This is a genomic window from Paenibacillus sp. MAHUQ-45 (genome assembly GCF_058133325.1).
The window spans coordinates 90599-109282 of sequence record NZ_JBYUPV010000010.1; the positions used below are offsets into that span (position 1 = coordinate 90599).

Sequence of the window (18684 nt, forward strand, 5' to 3'; positions counted from 1 at the left end):
TATTCTCCATTTACCCTTCCGTATGTAGGATGAACCAAGAAGCCTCCCCTTATGCCCCCTTTATCGCATTCAAAAAGGGCCCGCAGGCCCTCCGGACTCCCTATCCCTGGTAAAAGACACCTGGCATCTCAAAGCATGCGGAGCAAAGCCTCCGATCCAGGCATGCCCGGATGAATCCCCAGATTCTCTGCTTCTATAGTTACTGACTCCAGCGGTGCTTCGAGAAGTTGCGCCAACGTCCGCACGCCTACAGCACGTGCAGCAATAATTCCGCGGTCGCTCAGCTTCTCATTCAGCAGGCCAACATCCAGGGCACCGCACATAATGTAACCCCGGCTTGTGCTGATGGTGAGCAATGTTGTTTTGGGAAGTTTGACTTCCACTCCGACCAGTACATGGTCCCCTACCGTAATGGGCTCCAAAGTAACCACAGACAACACCTCCTTGTTTTGACGATCCACGATGTATTTGTATTCACACCCAGCTCTCCGCGTGTGGACGAAACGCCTATATTTTCCATATTAGCGAAGGGGGACTAAAGTCCGCAACCCCCTATAGCAAGGTATATGCTTTCGTCCTGTTTAGTGGTATAGTTTATTATGCTTTATTATTATTTGAAGGATCGTTTTCAAACGATTGAGCTGGGGGAAATATGGACAAAAAACTACAAAACACAGACGGCAATTATCTTTTCAACGTCGACATCCTGATCAATGCCCGTACTAACCCGCTTGCCTTGCAATATTTGCTTGAGATGTTGAACAACAATGACAAGATTACCGATTTCAACATTAATTCGGGCCTTGAATTGGGGCGTACAATAGACAGTCTTCTCCGTTCGGCTAAAATGGCTCTGCAACAAGAGACTCCCCCACCCACACCCATAAAATTGCCAGCGAAGCAGGCGAAGAAGCAATCAGCGCAGCAAGCGGCGCCACAAGCTAAGAATGCCCCTGACAACGGGCCTTCCGATGTTCATGGAAAGATCCGTCAGTATATTCAGAATAATCAGTTGGTACGCCTAAGAGCGAACCGTCGCGGACAGCAGGTATCCATTCCCTGCCGCATTTTGAATTTTGATGAGACAGACAACTCGATCAGCGTCTATCATGTCGATGAGAAGCAAGTTTACACCTTCAGTTTGTACGAGATCGACGAGTTTTCTTAAAGAACGGCATAACAGGCCACAACAAAGAAGCACCCGCCTTATCATCAAGGCCGGGTGCTTCTTTGTTGTTGGATCCAAAACATTCTTGTAAATAAGTTCGTAGAGTTTGTGACTAGCGTTGTGGCTTGCGTGCGAAAGCTTCCAGTGCCAGACATAGCCAGCCCGCAATGAAGCTCACACCGCCGAGCGGCGTGATGGCGCCGAGCACCTTGACTCCGGTAATACTCAGAACGTACAGGCTTCCAGAGAACAATACAATGCCAATCAACAGCAGCCAGCCCGCCCAGCGAAGTCGTGTGCTCTCTCCCCACTGTCCCGCGACCAGAGCAATCAGAACTAAGCCAAGCGCATGGAACATATGGTACTGCACGCCAGTCTCATAGACCGTCATGTAATGCTCGCTGATAACCGGCTTCAGTATATGGGCACCAAAGGCGCCAATAGCTACCGCCAGCATCGCCAGCAAGGCACCCCAAGCCATAAATGTGCGTTGCATCATAGACAACTCCTTAGAATATGCTTTCCCTATCTTAACGTATCACGACAGATCATTTCCAGCCGGAATCCATGAACTTTTTGCGTCCGGGGACTTGCTTTTAGCCCCACCTTATGAAAAAGTTAGGAGTACACATTTATTCTTAGCTTCAAAAAGGAGTGTAACCTGTGGAGTATAATGCTCAATCGAAGCCGGAGTCGCCGGACACAGAATTGGAAGAAGTGTTTTCCAACCAACAATCGCATGAAATTCAGGAACCTTACCACTACCAAGAGATGAAACAGAATTTCAAGCATTCTGGGCCTGGCATCGCTTCATTCGTCATCAGTATGGTCACCGTGCTCGGCTACGTCATTGCTTTTGTGATCGTAGGCGCGATGGCATCCACCGTATTCGATCAATCTGGGAATCTATTGGCTGATGCGTCTCAACTCATTATCACTGTTGGTTTTTCCGTACTGATTCTATCAGCCCTGAATGTGATCGGCGTAATTGTCGGCATCATCGGTCTCGTCCTGCGCAATCGTCGGAAGGTGCTTGGTATTATTGGCACCATTATCAATGGGGTCATCGTACTTCTTTTTATGCTGCTGATATCTACAGTCTTCGTCAATGCCGGCGGACTTTAATCCCGGTGATTCGCAGTAGACACAAACGGGTGTGCCCTCCTTGTCAGGAATGGCACACCCGTTATCCTTCATAATATAATTGCCGCGTCAGCCTCCCGTATCTGCCAAAGAAAGCTTCAACAGGATATGCTGCTTCAAGCTCTCATCGCCTTCTACGGTTTTGTCCACATATTCAAAGACCACAGAATCGCCCTCATTCAGACTCGCCGGTACATTCTCCGTGCCGAGTCCCAATTCGAATGATGTGGCCCCTTCCTTCGTCTCAATTTCCACAGAATGGTTGTCAATCTGACCGTTATAAATTCCAGTTCCCTTGATCGCACCAGCTTCCTCACTTGGCGAAGTTGTAGGCTCAGTGCTTTCAACCGGAATCACTGTTGGCACTGGCGTTGCACTGCTTTCGGCGGACTGGGCCGAGTTATTTCCGCTACAAGCGGTCAAAGCCACTAACAATACAGCTGCTGCTGCGGTGGCAGGGAATATACGTTTCTGTCTCATCTTGGCTGCCTCCTTGGAGTTCAGATCCTATTGTTTATAAAAATATTAAACCTACCCTATTATAAACGTATAACCGGGAGTTTTGGTTGCAAAAATATCCCGCAGACAGGTGCACCTCTGCAGTCTGACCATGGCTCAGGTCGCGCTATACGCCACCTGACCGTTCACGACGGTCATTTGGACCTTCACCTGCAACAGCTCCTGCGGATCGGCATAGATATCACGGTCAATAACCGTGAAATCAGCCCGGCGCCCGGCGGCGATGGCGCCACGCTCATGTTCTTCCCCGGCTGCTACAGCACTGCCGGACGTGAACAGTCCCACCGCTTCCTCTGTGCTGAGCTTCTCCCCAGGCAGATAGCCGTCATGGGTCTCCTCCGGCTTGCGACGGGTAACAGCGGCGTGCAGACCGAGGAATGGATTGATCGGCTCAATCGGTGCGTCGCTACCACCGGCGCATGGGATGCCCTCGGACAGAAGCTTGTTCCAGGCATACAGATAGTCCCTTCGCTCTGTCCCTACGCGGTCCAATACCCAAGGAAAATCACTGGCAACAAATCGGGGCTGGATATCCGCAATCAGCCGCAGCTGCTTCATGCGCTGGACCAGCCCGGCATTCAGCACTTGAGCATGGATGAACCGGTCCGGCAGCGCCGCGGACATTGGTAGCGGCGCATGCTCCATAGCCGTAAGCGTCATATGCGCAGCAGCATCCCCGATCGCATGGACCGCAATCGGAAAGCCCAGCCTGCGGGCAGCAACGGTGATCTCATGGATCTGCTCCTGCGTATAGATGGCGATGCCTGACGTATGCGGAGCATCGCTGTATGGCTGTTCCAATAGCGCCGTCCGCCCACCGATGGCTCCATCGGTAAACAGCTTGACTGCGCCAAGCCGAAGCCACTCATCGCCTTGACCGGCGCGAAGACCTAGCGCCTCTACCTCCGGCAGATAGGTGTTGTACAGCAACTGATGAGTGCGGAAGAACAGCCCCTCCTCATTAAGCTCCCGGTGAATCCGCAGCATGGTGTCCACACTGTCCAATAACCGTAGATCCTCGGTATGGACTGCCGTTAGCCCATGCGCCAAGGCATCCAGATAGCCGCGGCGCATCGCCTCTTTCTTGGCCGCGTAGTCCGGTGCGGGCTGCACGGCCATGAACGGTGCGGAAGCATCCTCGTACACCCAGCCGTTCAGACGGCCGTCCTCACCGCGCCCGTACGCGCCTGATGCGAAGTCAGGGGTTCCTTCCGTAATCCCGGCCCGGCGAAAGGCCTCGCTGTTCCCCAAATAAGCGTGGAAGCAGGTCCGGGTCAGGAAGACTGGATGACGGTCCGTGATCTCGTCCAGCTCTCCGATATGGGGAGCGACCGCCGGGCTGAACTCATTCTCGTTCCAGCCCAGGCCAAGAATCCACTGTCCGGCAGGCGTCACTTCTGCGCGCTCCCTGATCATGCGCAGCATCTCTCCCTTGGAGGACACACCGGTAAAATCAAGCATGTCCAGCTTCATCCCATGCATCCCCAGATGCAGATGGGAATCGACCAGACCGGGCAGCACATGAGCGCCCTCCCAGTCCACAGTGGAGTAAGACCGGCCTGTAAGCTGCAGGGCCAGCTCCTTGCCCTTCCCAACGGCGGTGATTACGCCGTTCTCAGCTACGATTGCATCTGCCACTCCGAGGTTGGACGGCAGCTTTCCATTTTTATATAGAATCGTTGTCATTAAGCTCTGCTCCTTTACGGGTCACTTCACCTTTTACTTTCTGAGATTATCACATATCCCTCGTCGCCATGAATATACTTTATTTACAAGCCGGCAAGGTCCGGCTTCACAGCGCAACTTATATCCATGGGGAGGTGGTCATCCTGTCGCAATCATCCGGTCCCTTTACCTTTGTCGTATCCAAAGAAGACTGGTCCCTGCACCGCAAAGGCCATCAGGATCAGGAACGCCATCAGCAGAAGGTCAGGGAAGCCATCAAGGATAATCTGCCCGACCTTGTTACCGAAGAGAATATTATATTGTCCGACGGCAAGCAAATCGTCAAGGTTCCAATCCGCAGTCTGGATGAGTATCGCATTATCTATAACTTCCGCAAGCAGAAGCATGTCGGGCAGGGTGACGGTGACAGCCAGGTTGGCGATGTGCTGGGGCGCGATTCTTCCTCTGCTCAGCCAGGCAAAGGCGAACGGGCAGGCGATCAACCAGGCCAGGATACCATCGAGGCCGAGGTTGACCTGGAGGATCTGGAGGATATTTTGTTCCAGGACATGGAGCTGCCGCACCTGAAGCCGAAGGACAAAGAAGAGATTGAAGTAAAGTCCATCGTCTTCAACGATATCCGCAAAAAGGGCATGATGTCCAATATCGATAAAAAGCGCACCCTGCTGGAGAATCTCCGGCGCAATGCCAGCAGAGGCACACCCGGCATCCACAGCATCAGCCCCGATGATCTCCGCTACAAGACTTGGGACGATATCACGGTTCCTCACTCCAATGCCGTTATTATCGCCATGATGGACACATCAGGAAGCATGGGTTCCTTCGAAAAATACTGTGCCCGCAGCTTCTTCTTCTGGATGACCCGCTTCCTGCGCCGCCAGTATGAGAAGGTCGAGATTGTTTTTCTGGCCCATCATACGGAAGCCAAGGAAGTTAGCGAGCATGATTTCTTCACTAGAGGTGAGAGCGGGGGAACTATCTGCTCCTCCGCCTACCAAAAGGCGCTAGACATTATCGATCAAAGGTATCCACCATCCAAGTACAACATCTATCCCTTCCACTTCTCAGACGGCGACAATCTCACCTCCGACAACGAGCGCTGCGTCAAGCTAATCGGCGAGCTGCTAAAGCGCAGCAACCTCTTCGGCTACGGCGAAGTGAACCAGTATAACCGCAGCAGCACACTGATGTCAGCCTATCGCCACCTGAAGCATGAGCAGTTCATGCATTATGTGATCAAGGATAAGAAAGAAGTCTACCAGGCGCTGAAAGCTTTTTTCGGCAAAAGAGAATCCGTGAACCGCTGACCGCGTTCCGATTGCCATTCACATTGAAAAAGGGCTGTCTCAAAATAGGCATATTCTTTGCTGAGAAGCCATCTGCTTAAAAAATAATGTAAAAAATAAAAAATGGCGGTGCTCAGGTGGATTCCTGAACCCGCCATTTTCTTTTTGTGGTAGACGATCCCCTTCTTGAGCAAGGGATGGGCAAGTGGGTGGGCATGCGATAGACATGCGATAGACATGCGATAGACATGCGATAGACATGCGGTAGCCGTACGAAAGTTATGCGACAGTCAAGCAACAGTCAAGCAACAGTCAAGCGACAGGAATGCGACAGGCATGCGATAGACTTGCGACAGCTAAGCGATAGACTTGCGACAGACTTGCGACAGACACTCGCTCTTCAGGCGCGCAGAGCCGCTTAAGTAACAGCGGATGTCATGCAGCGCTTAATCAACTGGAAATACTCCCGTTATTTATTCAAAAACGGCGTGTCTCCAAAAAATAACTGGAAAAACTCCTGTTAATCTCTAGCATACCCCTCGATTTTCATATAAAGAGGGAAATTAACTGGAGAATTTCCCGTTAATTCGAGTAAAACCCTTGAAAGGGGAGAATTAACGGTACATTTTCCTGCTATGAACGAATTAGTCAATTCCCCTGTTTTTCCTTTTAAACCAAAGGGTCTTCAATCCCTTGGGCACAGAGACAAAATGCGAGTCGTCGGCTGGCAATCTGCTATCCGTGGGTTGGTTACCACATATTATGCCTGCGTCGAAGGAGCTTTCGTAAACTGTTTTCGCACGTCAGATCATGGATCCTGTGCACAGGAAAATCACGGATTCTCCTCGAACCTTTCTCTTTGTCTCCATGCCCCAAGGATTCAATTCTCTCGGGATATTCACATTTTCCTATTCGGATTACGCCATTTTTTGTTCTGCGTCTACCGCAATCGACCAGATAAACCCAACTAACTCACGACCTATAGCAGCTATAGTTAAATTTCGATGTTTCCCACGTCTGACTAACTTTAGATACTTGCTGTGTAACCGTTCTTGGGCTTTCCATGACGTTTCATGGACATGAGCACTCTGTCCCTCCAGGCGCACGGCTAAATCTCCTTTTACAGCAGGACGGTGACGGTAACTCCATGCAGACTCTACCAAGGCGCGCCGTACCATGGAATTCCCGACTTTTGTAAGGCTCCCTCTTTGGGTGCTTGCTCCCGATGAATACTCCCGTGGTACAAGTCCCAGGTAACTCATGAGCTGGGCCGGTGAACGAAAACGCTCAAAATTCCCGATCTCGACAACTAAAGTCATCGCCGTTAGCAAGGCGATTCCCCGCAGACCTTGCAACGCTTGAATGACTGGCGCGTACGGACAAATCTGTGCTTCTTCTCGCATGGCGGCTTCAAGTCGCTTGATTCGCTCCTCCACTTCCCGGAGCTGCTGCAGAGATTCGGTGAAAACCCGTTCTTGAGCTACAGTATTAAACTTCAAGATGGACAGCCATTCCCGGTACCTTTTGGTCCAGCGTTTTTTCATGCCCTCTGGCGTGTGAATTTGGTGGCGCAACAGAAAATGAATCAGTCGTTGCCGAGCCCGATGTAGGTCTTGCCTAGCATCTTCACGGGCACGAATGAGATCTCGTAAGGCTTCGAGCTCTGCAGTCGGCACATAGATCGTGGTCAATTCTCCTGCTCGGTGAAGCTGAGCTAGTTTTTCTGCATCTCGGCGATCGGTTTTTATGGCATCGCCGGGGCGCTGTGGAATACGCGAGGGTGCGATCACCCCGCAGGAAATTCCCATCTTCGTCAGCCAACGATATAGGTCGTACCCGGTAGGCCCGGCTTCATAGCAGACCTCAAGCGTAATCCCTGCACCTTTGAGTTTCCGAATCAATCGAGCTACGGCATCGGGGGTGTGGGGAATGGCTCCATAATATCGAGCGGGTTCTCGACCTTCGTCTGCAATAGCCACTGCAATTTTATCTTTAGATACATCCAAACCTACGTATTTTATGGTATTCTTCATAATAACAGCTCCTTTCGCATGTAGCTCTGAAATGGTTGTCCTTTCAACTTCCATTTTAACCTACGGTGTGCGAACAGGGGCTGCCTTTCGTTCATCATAACTGTTATTCCGAAGCTCCGCTCAGAGTCCAGCTTCAAAGGTACGGTGTGAAAACTTACACCGGACTCTGACCAGCCGCCATGCACCCCATGCACAGTCATTCACCCATGTACTGCCATGCCCCGATGCACCGCCATGTACCGCCAGCACCATCATACACTCTCATGACCGCCTGCTCTACGACATGCGCACAACTGTACAAGCTCCCATTTCATTCACAACTCTTGAGCTTCCTACACCCTAAGAGAATCACTGAAACGAAACCAGCGATTTCTTCAGTTCCTCAGCTAATGCCTCCAGCTTGCCGGACAACACCACAAGTTCTTCGCTGACCACGGACTGCTCGCTAGACATGGACGCAACCTCTTGCGTGGAGGCATTGCTCTGCTGCACCACGGCGCTAACGCTCGCCATAGCGTCGCCAAGCTGCCGCTGAAAGGCAATCAGTTCGTTAACCGCAGCTGTAGAATTCGCAATATGCTCGAGAAACTGTTCCATTTCTGTCTGTACCTGACTGAAGATCACAGAAGATTCTCGTACCGAATCAATCTGCTTCCCGAATAGCGGCGCGGCTTCATTGACCACACTCACCGTATTCTCAATATTCTGCCCGATTTCCTCCGTAATCTGCGATACAGACTGAATGGACTGATTCGACTGGTTAGCCAACTGACGGATCTCATCAGCAATCACGAGAAAACCTCTTCCCGCCTCTCCGGCTCTTACCGCTTCTATAGAAGCATTGAGCGCCAGGATATTCGTCTGCTTGTTGACAGCAATCATTGGACTAAGGATGCTACGGATCAAATGTGTGCTTTCTCGCAGCTTGGCCGAATTACCCTGTATGAGATTCATCAGGTTCACCACCGACTCACTCTGCTCTACCAGCAGCCTCATGGTCTTCGAGCCTTCGCCGCTGACGGCAACGATTTTGCCGGCTGAGCTGTCCATGGTAGTGTTCAGCTCCGTCACTTCCTGCATTTTCTCCCCCATAATCTCCACATTACGGTGGCCACGTTCGGCCTCTGCGGCCAGACTCGCTGCCCCACCGGCGATTTCACTCGTGGCAGCGGCCACCTCTCTCGCATGTAGTGAGGTAGTGCCCGACACCTTTACCAGTTGCGCAGAGGTTGAAAGCACCCCGTCTGCCGACAGTCGACTTTGGGTAGCCAACCATGAAATCTGCTCCATCATCCGGTTGAAGCTGTGGCCGAGCCGGCCGATCTCATCCTGGCTTTTAAAGTTCGTACGAACCTGAAGGTTACCCTTCTCGCCCTCCTCCATCAAACCAGCCAGCTTCCCGAGCGGCTTGCCAACCAGGCGCAGCAATAGATACCCGATCAGCAAGGCAACAACCGCTGCTGCCAGCACGACGGATAACGTTATGTACAATAGTTTGTTGGCTGAGCTTGTAAAATCACTGACCGGCGCATAGCCGATCATCGTCCAGCCACCGATACCCAGCGGCTGATAGACTACCAATTGAGACCGCCCCTGTTCATTCGGTGCAGTGAAAGAATGGTTGGGCTGCATCCCTGCTGCAGCATCCGAATTGTCTTGGCTTTTCACTATGGCCGGAGCCTTAATGAAGGATTCCTGCTCCAGCAGCCTGGAGTCAGCCGCATACACAATCACGCCTTCAGGTGTGACAATGCGGATCTCACCGCCATTACCAATCTGAAGGTTGTCCAGCAGACCGGTAATGGCGCTTCCTTTTACCTCAATCAGCATGTAATATTCTGCCTCGGGATGCTGCATATTTCTCAGCAGTCGACCCATTGTCAGAGAAGGCTCGCTGTACACGTCGAAGAAGCCCTTCTCCCTTACAGGGAACCAGACCGGATTGCCCTTGGCGTCTTCGATCTGTTTCACTCGAGCGATTACCCCCTCATCACTCCGAACAGCACCAGTTCCCGTAGACTTGTAAGAATCGACATCGACCAGGCTTTTTGAGAGTAGCCGGATCCCGGACAGCCGTTTGTCCGAATCCCGGACAGAATCCAGCTTGCGGCGGATACGATCCTCCGCAGCGGCCTTGGACACCGTTCCTACTTGTTTATTATTAGCGCTCTCCAAATCGGCTTTTAATGCCGGGTCTACAGCGAACTGCCGTGAGAGCGCCTCATATTCAGCCAGCAGAAATTCCAACTTGTCCGCAGCCTGCACAATAGACTGGCTCGAAGCCGCCGCCACCTCATCCGTGATGATGCCCTTGGCCGTATAATAGGATGTCAAACCAAGCACAGTGGACAGCAGGACTATGGAACAGAACACAATGAGAAACAGCTTCATGCCAACTGACTTGAACCGTGTAATCCATGACCGTCTCATAACTCTTTCTCTCCCCATGATTGTAGAAATGTCAAAAAGGGATACAGCCCTCCACATCTTGCGTACAGGCTGTACCCCTTTCCCTTGAAGCTTATGTGTTGGCTTGCCAGTTGAACCGTATAAGCCTTGCGCTTGAAATTAACCTTTGCTAGCCCCCGCTGTCAGACCGTCTACAAGCAGACGCTGCAGGAAGCCGAACAGAATCATAATCGGCACCGCGATAAGCACCGCACCGGCAGAGAATAAAGTGAAGTTCGTATTCTGCTGGCTGTTGACCATATCCCACATCCCGACCGCCACGGTCCAATTCTCCTTGGAGCGCAGAATCAGGCGGGCAAAGATAAAGTCTACCCATGGGCCGACGAACTGGGTCAATGCCATGTAGGTAATCATCGGACGGGATAGCGGCAGAATAATCCGTGCGAAAATTCCGAAATTGCTCGCGCCGTCGATCCGGGCCGCTTCATCCAGCGAGCGCGGAATCGTATCCAGGAAGCCCTTGGCGATAAAGGTACCGCCGAGCGGTGCGCCAGCAGCGTAGACGATAATCAGCGCCAGATGCGTATCGAGCAGATGGAACTCTTTTAGCAGCAAATAGATTGCAATCATACTCATGAAGCCAGGGAACATACCAAGAATCAGAATCGTGGACAGCGCCGTCTTACGGGCCTTGAACCGGAATCTGGAAACGGCATAACTTGTGAGCAGTGTAAGCACGACCCCAATCAGCATGGACATGATCGAGATCTTCAGCGTATTGGCATACCACTGACCGAACATATAGACTGGTGAAGTAAACAGCTCGGTGTAATGAGCCAGCGTAAATTGCTCAGGGATAAACGTTTTGCTGTACAATGATTTACCAGGACGGAAGGACGCCATGAGAATCCAAATCGCCGGGTACAGCGCAGCTATCGACAGAATGACAAGTACAATATAGCTCGCAGTCAGGCGGACCGTTTTACCAAGTTTGTGTCCGATCATTGGATCATATCCTCCTCTTTGAACGACTTCGTCCGGCGGTAATTATACAGGGAGAATGAAGCAACAATGATAAAGATGATAATCCCTATTGCCGAAGCCATGTTGTATTTGTTCTGATCGAGCGTCAATTTGTAGAGCCAGGTTACGAGCAAGTCTGTTGATCCGGCATATTGATAGTCTCCGTTGACTGGGCTACCGCCTGTCAGCAGGAAGATGGCGTTAAAGTTATTGATATTGCCCGCAAACTGCGTAATCAGTGTAGGCGCTGTGGAGAATAGCACCATCGGCAGCGTTACAATACGGAATTTCTGATATCCGGATGCTCCATCAACCTCTGCCGCTTCGTACATATCACGCGGAATGGTAGTCAGGACGCCCATAATCAGCAGCATGGAGACCGGAATTCCGACCCACATGTTAACGATAATAACCGTTACTTTGGCCCAGAAAGGATCAGTTAACCACGGGAGACCACCTAGCCCAAAATAACCGAGATACTGGTTGATGGGTCCGAATTGTCCGTTGAACAAGTTGCGCATCAGGAGAAGTGAGATCAGCTGCGGTACCGCGTAAGGCACAATCAGAATGGCTCTCCAAATTCCCTTGAAACGAATACCCTGCTGGCTGACCAGTAACGCCACAAGCAAACCGCCAAAATAAGTGGTCACTGTAGACAGAACCGCCCAAACAATCGTCCAGGTCAAGACGCCATAGAAGGTATGGCTCCAGGATTTCAGCACCAGCAAGCTGCGGAAGGTCTCGAATCCGACCCAATCCACCAGTTTGGCCGGCGGCATATGTCCAGGTGCAGAATAGTTTGTGAACGCCAGCATGATCATGAAGATGATCGGCATGATGGTGAAGAACAGAATCCCCACGGTTGGCAGAATCAGAAACGTCTGCGCAAACTTGTAATCCATAATATAGCGAACCGTCTGCTTGAAGGTGTTCGCTTGATGACCGGCTTCGCGTTCGGAGCCGATCTTATAGGCATCTCTAATATTCATGTACCAAGCGGCAAGAAAGAGAATAAGTACAAGAATCGTGATCAAACTTTGAATCAGAATGAAAATGGAATGGTCTCCCTGGACCATCTTGCTAACGCCCTTTACCTTCTCCAGGTGGCTGGGAGTTTCCCCTAGCGTCACTATTCCCCATAAAGCTCTTCCGAGATTTTGAATAAAGTAATAGACGGCTAAAGCTTCAGCAGCTATGAAAATAAGTCCCTTGATGAATTGGCGATTATATATTTGTCCCAATCCCATGAATAACGTCGACAGTATTGCGGCTCTCGTTCGGTGTCGCTGCATTTCTCATCCATTCTCCTCTCCGCGCGGAATTCAAGGAAACTGCCCGCCATGCGGCGGGCAAATGAATTCCACTGTGTGCTGTTCAAGCTATTGCTAAGCGCACTTGCTATTATTGAGCCGATGTACCATTGTTCAGATCCTTGATTTGTTGAACTGCTTTGTCCATGGCTACCTTAGGATCAACATCCTTATCCCAAATTTCAGGAAGCGCAGCATTCACAGGACTCCATACGTTACCCATTTCAGGAATGGAAGGCATCGGTTGGGAGTTCTTGGCTTGTTCTGCAAAAGCGGACACGTATGGATCGTTCTTGATTTGCGGATCTTCCAACGCTTCTTTGTTGGTTGGCACCGAACCAATAATCTTGTTCAACTCAAGCTGGGATTCCTTGCTGGTTGCAAAATGCGCATACAACTTGGCAGCATTCGGATACTGTGTGAACGAATTGACTGCATAGATTTTGATACCGGAGAACGTGATTGCTGTTTTACCATCAACGGTAGGTACTGGCGCAAGTCCAAGGTTCTCGCCCAGAGCTTCTCTGTAACCGCCCAGTTCCCACGGACCTGTAATATCCATAGCTACGTCACCGGAGTTGAACAGGCTGCGCTTGATATCAGCATTGATATCGCCGCTCTTGATTGGCAAGACTTCCTTCAGCTTGGCAAAAACATTCAGGCCTTCGATGGCACCTTCATTGTTCAGACCAATATCATCTTTGTTCGTGCCGTTATCACCAAAGAGGTAACCACCAGTCGAAGCCACGAACAAGTAGTTGTAATACAGGTTGCCTACTTCCCACATGATGCCGTATTTGTTCTTGGATTTATCTGTGAACGTTTTGCTAAAGGCAATAACGTCATCGAAGGACTTCGGTGCTTCTTTTACCAGAGATTTATTGTAGAAAAGGGCATAAGTCTCAGCCGCTCTTGGATAGCCGTACAATTCCCCGTCAAACGTGGAGCCTACGATCGAAGCCTCTGTGTTGTCAGCCTTGGTCTGCTCGGCAAAAACATCGTTTGGAAGCAACAGGCTTGCACTCGCAGCTTTACCAAGGTTGTCATGCGGAATGTTGATAACGTCGGCAGCCAATCCAGATGGTCCGTCCTGGGTTAGTTTGGTCACTTGGTCTGGACCTGGCACTTCTTCGATTTTGACAGGAACATTATATTTGGCCGTGAATTGCTTCGCGATTTCTTCCGTGAATGGTCTTTCCTCTTTGCTCTCCCAGACGATCAAGGATGCGCCGTCTTCAGGGACGATGTCACCAGCAACTGCGTTCCCGCTGTCTGTATTCGTTCCTCCATTGTTAGCAGGTGCGTTCGTCGCGGCTGCATTCCCTCCATTATTGGCTGTATTGCTGCCACACGCTGTAATGGACAGGACCATAGAACATGCTGCGGTGAGAACCATGAGCTTTTTCAACTTCATTGCAATAACCCCTCCCAATTTGTATACCACTTTTGATGAAGCATTATGATGATGACAAAATGTTGTGCAAGAACTTGCGCAAACGATTTCAGAAGATACAAAAAAAATATTCGTTTTTCCGTTCGTTCTGTATGTATTCGCTTAAACAAGTTTTAGAAAGCGCTTCATCACTGAATTAATCATACAACAGGAATGAATGATTGTAAAAACGTTTGCACATAGTGTATTTAGGTATTTATCCTTATTTAGAAAATAAAATGGGCAATTATCTCGCTTTTTCGCACGATATCTCCTATTTAATACGATTAATTAAGATTTAACCATCAATTTTCCCTTTAATAGATACTTATATATCTTAGCAAGCGCTTTAAGCAGGGATTTTAGAACCCTTTAGACCCAAGAGGGGAAGATTTACAAAGTGAAAAATAGTGCAATGGTTTGAACAAAGTTATTGAACCCCTTGTTCTTCCATGCTATAATCCAAATCAATACAGGGCGCTCTTTCCAAATACAAAGGCAATGTTACTCTCAGGTACAACCTCGGCAGACTATTTTGCTAGGTTGTGCCTTTTTTGCCTTGATCGGGCAAGTACAGTGCGGGAGTTCCTGTCGCTATCCCTCACCCGCATCACCTACACTGTCTGCCCTATCTGCAACGTGCATCCTGATCTATACCGAAGTTTGGTAACCGTTTTCCTGTTAGAAATCATGCTTTTGTTGCACAAAATTCTGTGCAAATCCATTATTTGTATGCATAAAAGGGTACACTGGGTTCATAAGTTCCCTTCAGGCATACGACAACCACATTTTAGGGAGGAATTCATTCATGTTATTGGAAGCTGTATACCATCGTCCGCGCTTGAACTGGTCTTATGCCTATGATGAAACTACCATTCACCTCCGCCTGCGGGCCAAAAAAGGGGATCTCACCGAAGTATTCGCCTGGGCCGGAGACAAATACGCCTGGGATGCCACCAAAGAGCTGATCCCGATGACGCTTTTCACCTCTGATTCTATGTTCGACTATTGGGAGTGCGAGTCGGTACCGTTGCACCGCCGCTTGAAGTACGGTTTTCTGCTGCAAAAGGACACTGAACGCATTTGGATGACCGAAAGCGAGTTTCAGAGTAACCGTCCCGAGAACCCCAACAAGCTTTTCGAGTTCCCGTTCATTAACCGGGTGGATGTCTTCACCCCCCCAGCATGGGTAAAAGACACCGTATTCTATCAAATTTTCCCCGAGCGCTTCGCGAACGGTGATCCAAGCCTGGACCCAGAGAACGTGCAGCCTTGGGGCGGAACCCCGGCACCGGACAATTTTTTTGGCGGCGATCTGCAGGGTGTAATTGACCACCTTGACCATCTCAGCGAGCTTGGCATCACTGGTATTTATTTCACACCCGTCTTCTCGGCGACCACGAATCACAAGTACGACACCGAGGATTATTTGAGCATCGATCCCCACTTTGGTGATACGCAGACGTTGAAAAAAGTCGTTGACGCCTGCCATGAACGCGGAATTCGTGTGCTGCTCGACGCCGTCTTCAACCACTCCGGACGAACCTTCGCACCGTTTGTGGATGTGCTGGAGAAAGGCGAAACTTCCCGCTACAAGGACTGGTTCCATATCCACAAATACCCGCTGGATGTCGTCGATGGTATCCCTTCTTATGACACCTTTGCATTCGAGCCGATGATGCCGAAGCTCAATACGGAGAATCCGGAAGTTAAAGAATACCTGTTGAAAGTAGCTGAATACTGGATCAAGGAAACCGGGATTGACGGCTGGCGCCTCGACGTGGCCAACGAGGTAGATCATGAGTTCTGGCGCGATTTCCGCAAAGTTGTGAAAAAAGCCAATCCCGACGCCTACATTCTCGGCGAGATCTGGCATGAGTCTGCACCTTGGCTGGAGGGTGACAAGTTCGACGCCGTCATGAACTACCCGTTCACCGATGCTGTGCTGGACTTCTTCGTTCTCGGCTCCCTGGATGCCGAAGGCTTCGCCAACTCCATTGGCAGACAGCTGTCGCGTTACCCGCTGCAAGCCAGCGAAGTGGCCTTCAACCTGCTGGACAGCCATGATACACCGCGCCTCCTGACGTTGGCTGGCGGTGACAAGAAGAAGATGAAACTGGCCGCACTGTTCCAGTTCACTTACATGGGCACGCCTTGTATCTACTACGGCGATGAGATCGGCATGGACGGGGCTGGCGACCCGGATTGCCGCAAGTGCATGGAATGGGACCCTAAGAAGCAAGATCGCGCCCTGTTCGATTTCTACCGCAGACTGATCGACATCCGGGCCAGTCATCCGGCACTGCGCACGGGTACGATCACTTTCCTGGAAGCGGCAAATCATGGGTCCAAGCTTGCATATGAACGCCGCCTAGGTGACGACATCGTCATTGTCATGGTGAATACAGATGAGACGGCTCAGACACTCCGCGTTAACGTTGATGAATCACGTTGGGAGAATGTAATCACTGGCGATTCACTTCGTGCTGACCGTGGCAAGCTTACCGTCAAGCTCCCGGCTTACGGGTACACGATTATTAAGGCTGTTGTTTAAACAGCTCACGCATACAAGACACTTTACCCTGTCTTCGTGACTGGCTAGATAGATAAATAGAAAGGACTATCCTCTTAGCGATATGCTCCCCGTATAGTAGACAGGTGAAATAATAAAAACCTGTTTCTGTACGGGGAACATACCACTGAAGCCAGAAATGGCCTGAGGATAGTCTTTTTTTACGCAAATGTACGATTTCAGCATTTTTCATACAGGGTTGTGAGCTAAGGCTCATGAAAGTTTTTTAAAATGACGGGATTGTGTATTGAGTGACACCTGTGGTGCTTTACTCACGATCTTGACTATGGTTCAGCTATAGCATAAAGCTTAAATAACTACTTCCGTTTTCGTTGATTTGGAGGCTTGATGATTAAGCTCAGTTTTCAGTCAAACATAGCGTGAAATTACAGTATAAAAAACCAAATCCCCTTTGCAGACAAACACAACTTACACTTCAAACCCAATGCATAAATTATTTTCATAACAAGATATTAATATTGTTGTATTCATTTTGGATATAACTCAAAATCAGTGATTGATTCTTGTCTCGGCAAGTAACGGACTCCAGAGGCTTTATTCCTATAGATTCAACCATTCAGCAAGACTAACGGACTCCAGAGACCTTATGCGCGGAAATCTTGTTCAAAATCTATTGTTTGGGACGAAATAACGTCACCTGAGTCCGTTTCACAATCCATTAGCAATTTCATGTGCAAATAACGAATATATAGTCCGTTAACTTTCACGTTTTAAAAAAACTTGACCTCAACTTAGGTTTAGGTTGTATCTTTTTAGTTGTAACTAACTGAAATATAAATTGGAGGGAATAAACATGAAGAAATTCGCCTTTGTAACAGGTGCTAATAAAGGAATTGGATATGAAATTGTGCGACAATTAGCGGAAAATGAGTATCATGTATTTTTAGGAGCACGAAATGAGGAGCTAGGGCAAAAAGCCGTGCATTCCCTGGGCTCATCAAATGTTTCGTTTGTTCCCGTTGATATTTCTGATACACAATCTATTCAAACCGCAAAAAATAAAATCCTTGAAGTAAGTGATCACTTGGATTTATTGATTAATAACGCTGGGATCGCCCTTGATTTTGGTATTCTCCCGAGTGAATTAAAACTTGAGACACTACGGCAAGAGTTTGACGTTAACTTCTTTGGCACATTCCAAATGATTCAAACCTTCTTACCTTTGGTGAAAAATTCTCAGGGTGGAAAGATCGTTAACGTAACAACAGATATGGCTTCACAAACCATGTTCGCGAATGGCGACATCCCTCAGCTCAATATACTGGGCTATAACTCAACAAAAACGGCTGTTAATTCATTAACATTAGCATTTGGTACAGAATTTGGTACAAGTGGGCCTGAAATTCTAGGGGTTACACCTGGCTTCACAACTACGGATCTTAATCATAATTCTCCAGGTGGTAAAACAACGGCAGAAGGTGCAGAAATCATTGTTAAATACGCATTAAGTGATACAAACTATAACGGTAAAATTCTTGATAAAAATGGGATTATCCCTTGGTAATCCTCCTGAGGAGAACGTAATGAATTATACTATTGGACAAGTTGCACAAATGAATCATTTATCGATCTCGCAATTACGCTTTTACGAAAATAAAGGACTGTTTCCTTTTCTCAAAAGAACCGAAAAAGGAGATCGGGTATTTGACGAGGGTGCACTTAAATTTCTGGAAATCATCTTATGTTTAAAAAATACCGGGATGCCAATAAAGGACATTAAGCAATTTGTTGATTGGTCGATGAGCGGGAATGATAACTCCCCTCAGCGGCTAGAAATGATGAGACAGCACGAAATTACTGTTCTACAACAAATTCGAGATACAGAAGAAAATCTTAAAAAAATTCAAGAAAAGATCTTAAAAATTGAATCTGAAATGAATTAAGAAATAGACATTTGGCTAAAAAAACCTCACCCTCCACTTAAGCGTGGAGGGTGAGGTCTTTTTTGGGTTATACCGAACCAGTACGAGCACTGGTTCGGAAACAATCTTTTGACTTGGTTAGTAACAACTTGGTTAGCAGCATCTGGTAGTAGTATTTGGTAGTAGTTTTGATAGAAGTATTTGGTAGTACCTTTTGGAA

The 18684-nt window shown here is 49.0% G+C and carries 15 protein-coding genes; 6 read left to right on the forward strand and 9 right to left on the reverse strand.

The annotated features are described in order from the left end of the window. Positions 1-128: 128 nt before the first annotated feature. Entirely contained in the window at positions 129-431 is a 303-nt protein-coding gene (locus AC3Y23_RS20885; protein ID WP_379202598.1) for a YunC family protein, read from the reverse strand. A gap of 221 nt (positions 432-652) precedes the next feature. On the opposite strand from AC3Y23_RS20885, the gene AC3Y23_RS20890 reads away from it, so the two are divergent. Continuing rightward, complete coding sequence (locus tag AC3Y23_RS20890) at positions 653-1168, forward strand: hypothetical protein (RefSeq protein WP_379202600.1); 516 nt, start codon at positions 653-655, stop codon at positions 1166-1168. Between the two features lie 112 nt (positions 1169-1280). On the opposite strand, the gene AC3Y23_RS20895 is transcribed toward AC3Y23_RS20890, so the two are convergent. Next, positions 1281-1664, reverse strand: coding sequence for a DUF423 domain-containing protein (locus AC3Y23_RS20895; RefSeq protein ID WP_379202815.1), 384 nt, complete (start codon positions 1662-1664; stop codon positions 1281-1283). Between the two features lie 167 nt (positions 1665-1831). Here AC3Y23_RS20895 and AC3Y23_RS20900 point away from each other — a divergent pair, with 167 nt between their 5' ends. After that, positions 1832-2293, forward strand: coding sequence for a hypothetical protein (locus AC3Y23_RS20900; RefSeq protein ID WP_379202602.1), 462 nt, complete (start codon positions 1832-1834; stop codon positions 2291-2293). An 87-nt stretch (positions 2294-2380) separates the two neighbouring features. Here AC3Y23_RS20900 and AC3Y23_RS20905 read toward each other — a convergent pair whose 3' ends face one another. Then, positions 2381-2791, reverse strand: a complete 411-nt coding sequence (locus tag AC3Y23_RS20905; protein ID WP_379202604.1) for a hypothetical protein — start codon at positions 2789-2791, stop codon at positions 2381-2383. A 135-nt stretch (positions 2792-2926) separates the two neighbouring features. Further along, positions 2927-4516, reverse strand: a complete 1590-nt coding sequence (locus AC3Y23_RS20910; protein ID WP_379202606.1) for an amidohydrolase — start codon at positions 4514-4516, stop codon at positions 2927-2929. Positions 4517-4584: 68 nt separating this feature from the next. On the opposite strand from AC3Y23_RS20910, the gene yhbH reads away from it, so the two are divergent. Continuing rightward, positions 4585-5823: a sporulation protein YhbH gene (yhbH, locus tag AC3Y23_RS20915; RefSeq protein WP_379202608.1), complete on the forward strand. Its 1239-nt coding sequence runs from the start codon at positions 4585-4587 to the stop codon at positions 5821-5823. A gap of 896 nt (positions 5824-6719) precedes the next feature. Here yhbH and AC3Y23_RS20920 read toward each other — a convergent pair. The 5 genes from AC3Y23_RS20920 to AC3Y23_RS20940 form a co-directional block, all read right to left on the reverse strand. Next, positions 6720-7889, reverse strand: a complete 1170-nt coding sequence (locus AC3Y23_RS20920) for an IS110 family RNA-guided transposase (RefSeq protein ID WP_379202610.1) — start codon at positions 7887-7889, stop codon at positions 6720-6722. A gap of 294 nt (positions 7890-8183) precedes the next feature. Beyond that, on the reverse strand, positions 8184-10265 hold the full coding sequence (locus tag AC3Y23_RS20925; protein ID WP_379202612.1) for a methyl-accepting chemotaxis protein: 2082 nt from the start codon (positions 10263-10265) through the stop codon (positions 8184-8186). A gap of 138 nt (positions 10266-10403) precedes the next feature. After that, positions 10404-11249 (reverse strand): sugar ABC transporter permease, encoded by an 846-nt coding sequence (locus AC3Y23_RS20930; protein WP_379202614.1) that lies wholly within the window; start codon positions 11247-11249, stop codon positions 10404-10406. Further along, positions 11246-12559, reverse strand: a complete 1314-nt coding sequence (locus AC3Y23_RS20935) for a sugar ABC transporter permease (protein ID WP_379202616.1) — start codon at positions 12557-12559, stop codon at positions 11246-11248. Before AC3Y23_RS20935 ends, AC3Y23_RS20930 begins: the two co-directional genes overlap by 4 nt. 109 nt (positions 12560-12668) lie before the next feature. Then, positions 12669-13991 (reverse strand): sugar ABC transporter substrate-binding protein, encoded by a 1323-nt coding sequence (locus AC3Y23_RS20940; protein WP_379202618.1) that lies wholly within the window; start codon positions 13989-13991, stop codon positions 12669-12671. A gap of 826 nt (positions 13992-14817) precedes the next feature. Here AC3Y23_RS20940 and AC3Y23_RS20945 point away from each other — a divergent pair. The 3 genes from AC3Y23_RS20945 (at position 14818) to AC3Y23_RS20955 (ending at position 18485) form a co-directional block, all read left to right on the forward strand. Continuing rightward, positions 14818-16563 carry an alpha-glycosidase gene (locus tag AC3Y23_RS20945; RefSeq protein ID WP_379202620.1) on the forward strand — a complete coding sequence of 582 codons (1746 nt, stop codon included), beginning with the start codon at positions 14818-14820 and terminating at the stop codon, positions 16561-16563. An 832-nt stretch (positions 16564-17395) separates the two neighbouring features. After that, a complete protein-coding gene (locus tag AC3Y23_RS20950; protein ID WP_379202622.1) occupies positions 17396-18106 on the forward strand; it encodes an SDR family NAD(P)-dependent oxidoreductase in 711 nt (236 codons plus the stop codon). A 19-nt stretch (positions 18107-18125) separates the two neighbouring features. After that, positions 18126-18485, forward strand: a complete 360-nt coding sequence (locus tag AC3Y23_RS20955) for a MerR family transcriptional regulator (protein WP_379202624.1) — start codon at positions 18126-18128, stop codon at positions 18483-18485. Positions 18486-18684: the final 199 nt, after the last annotated feature.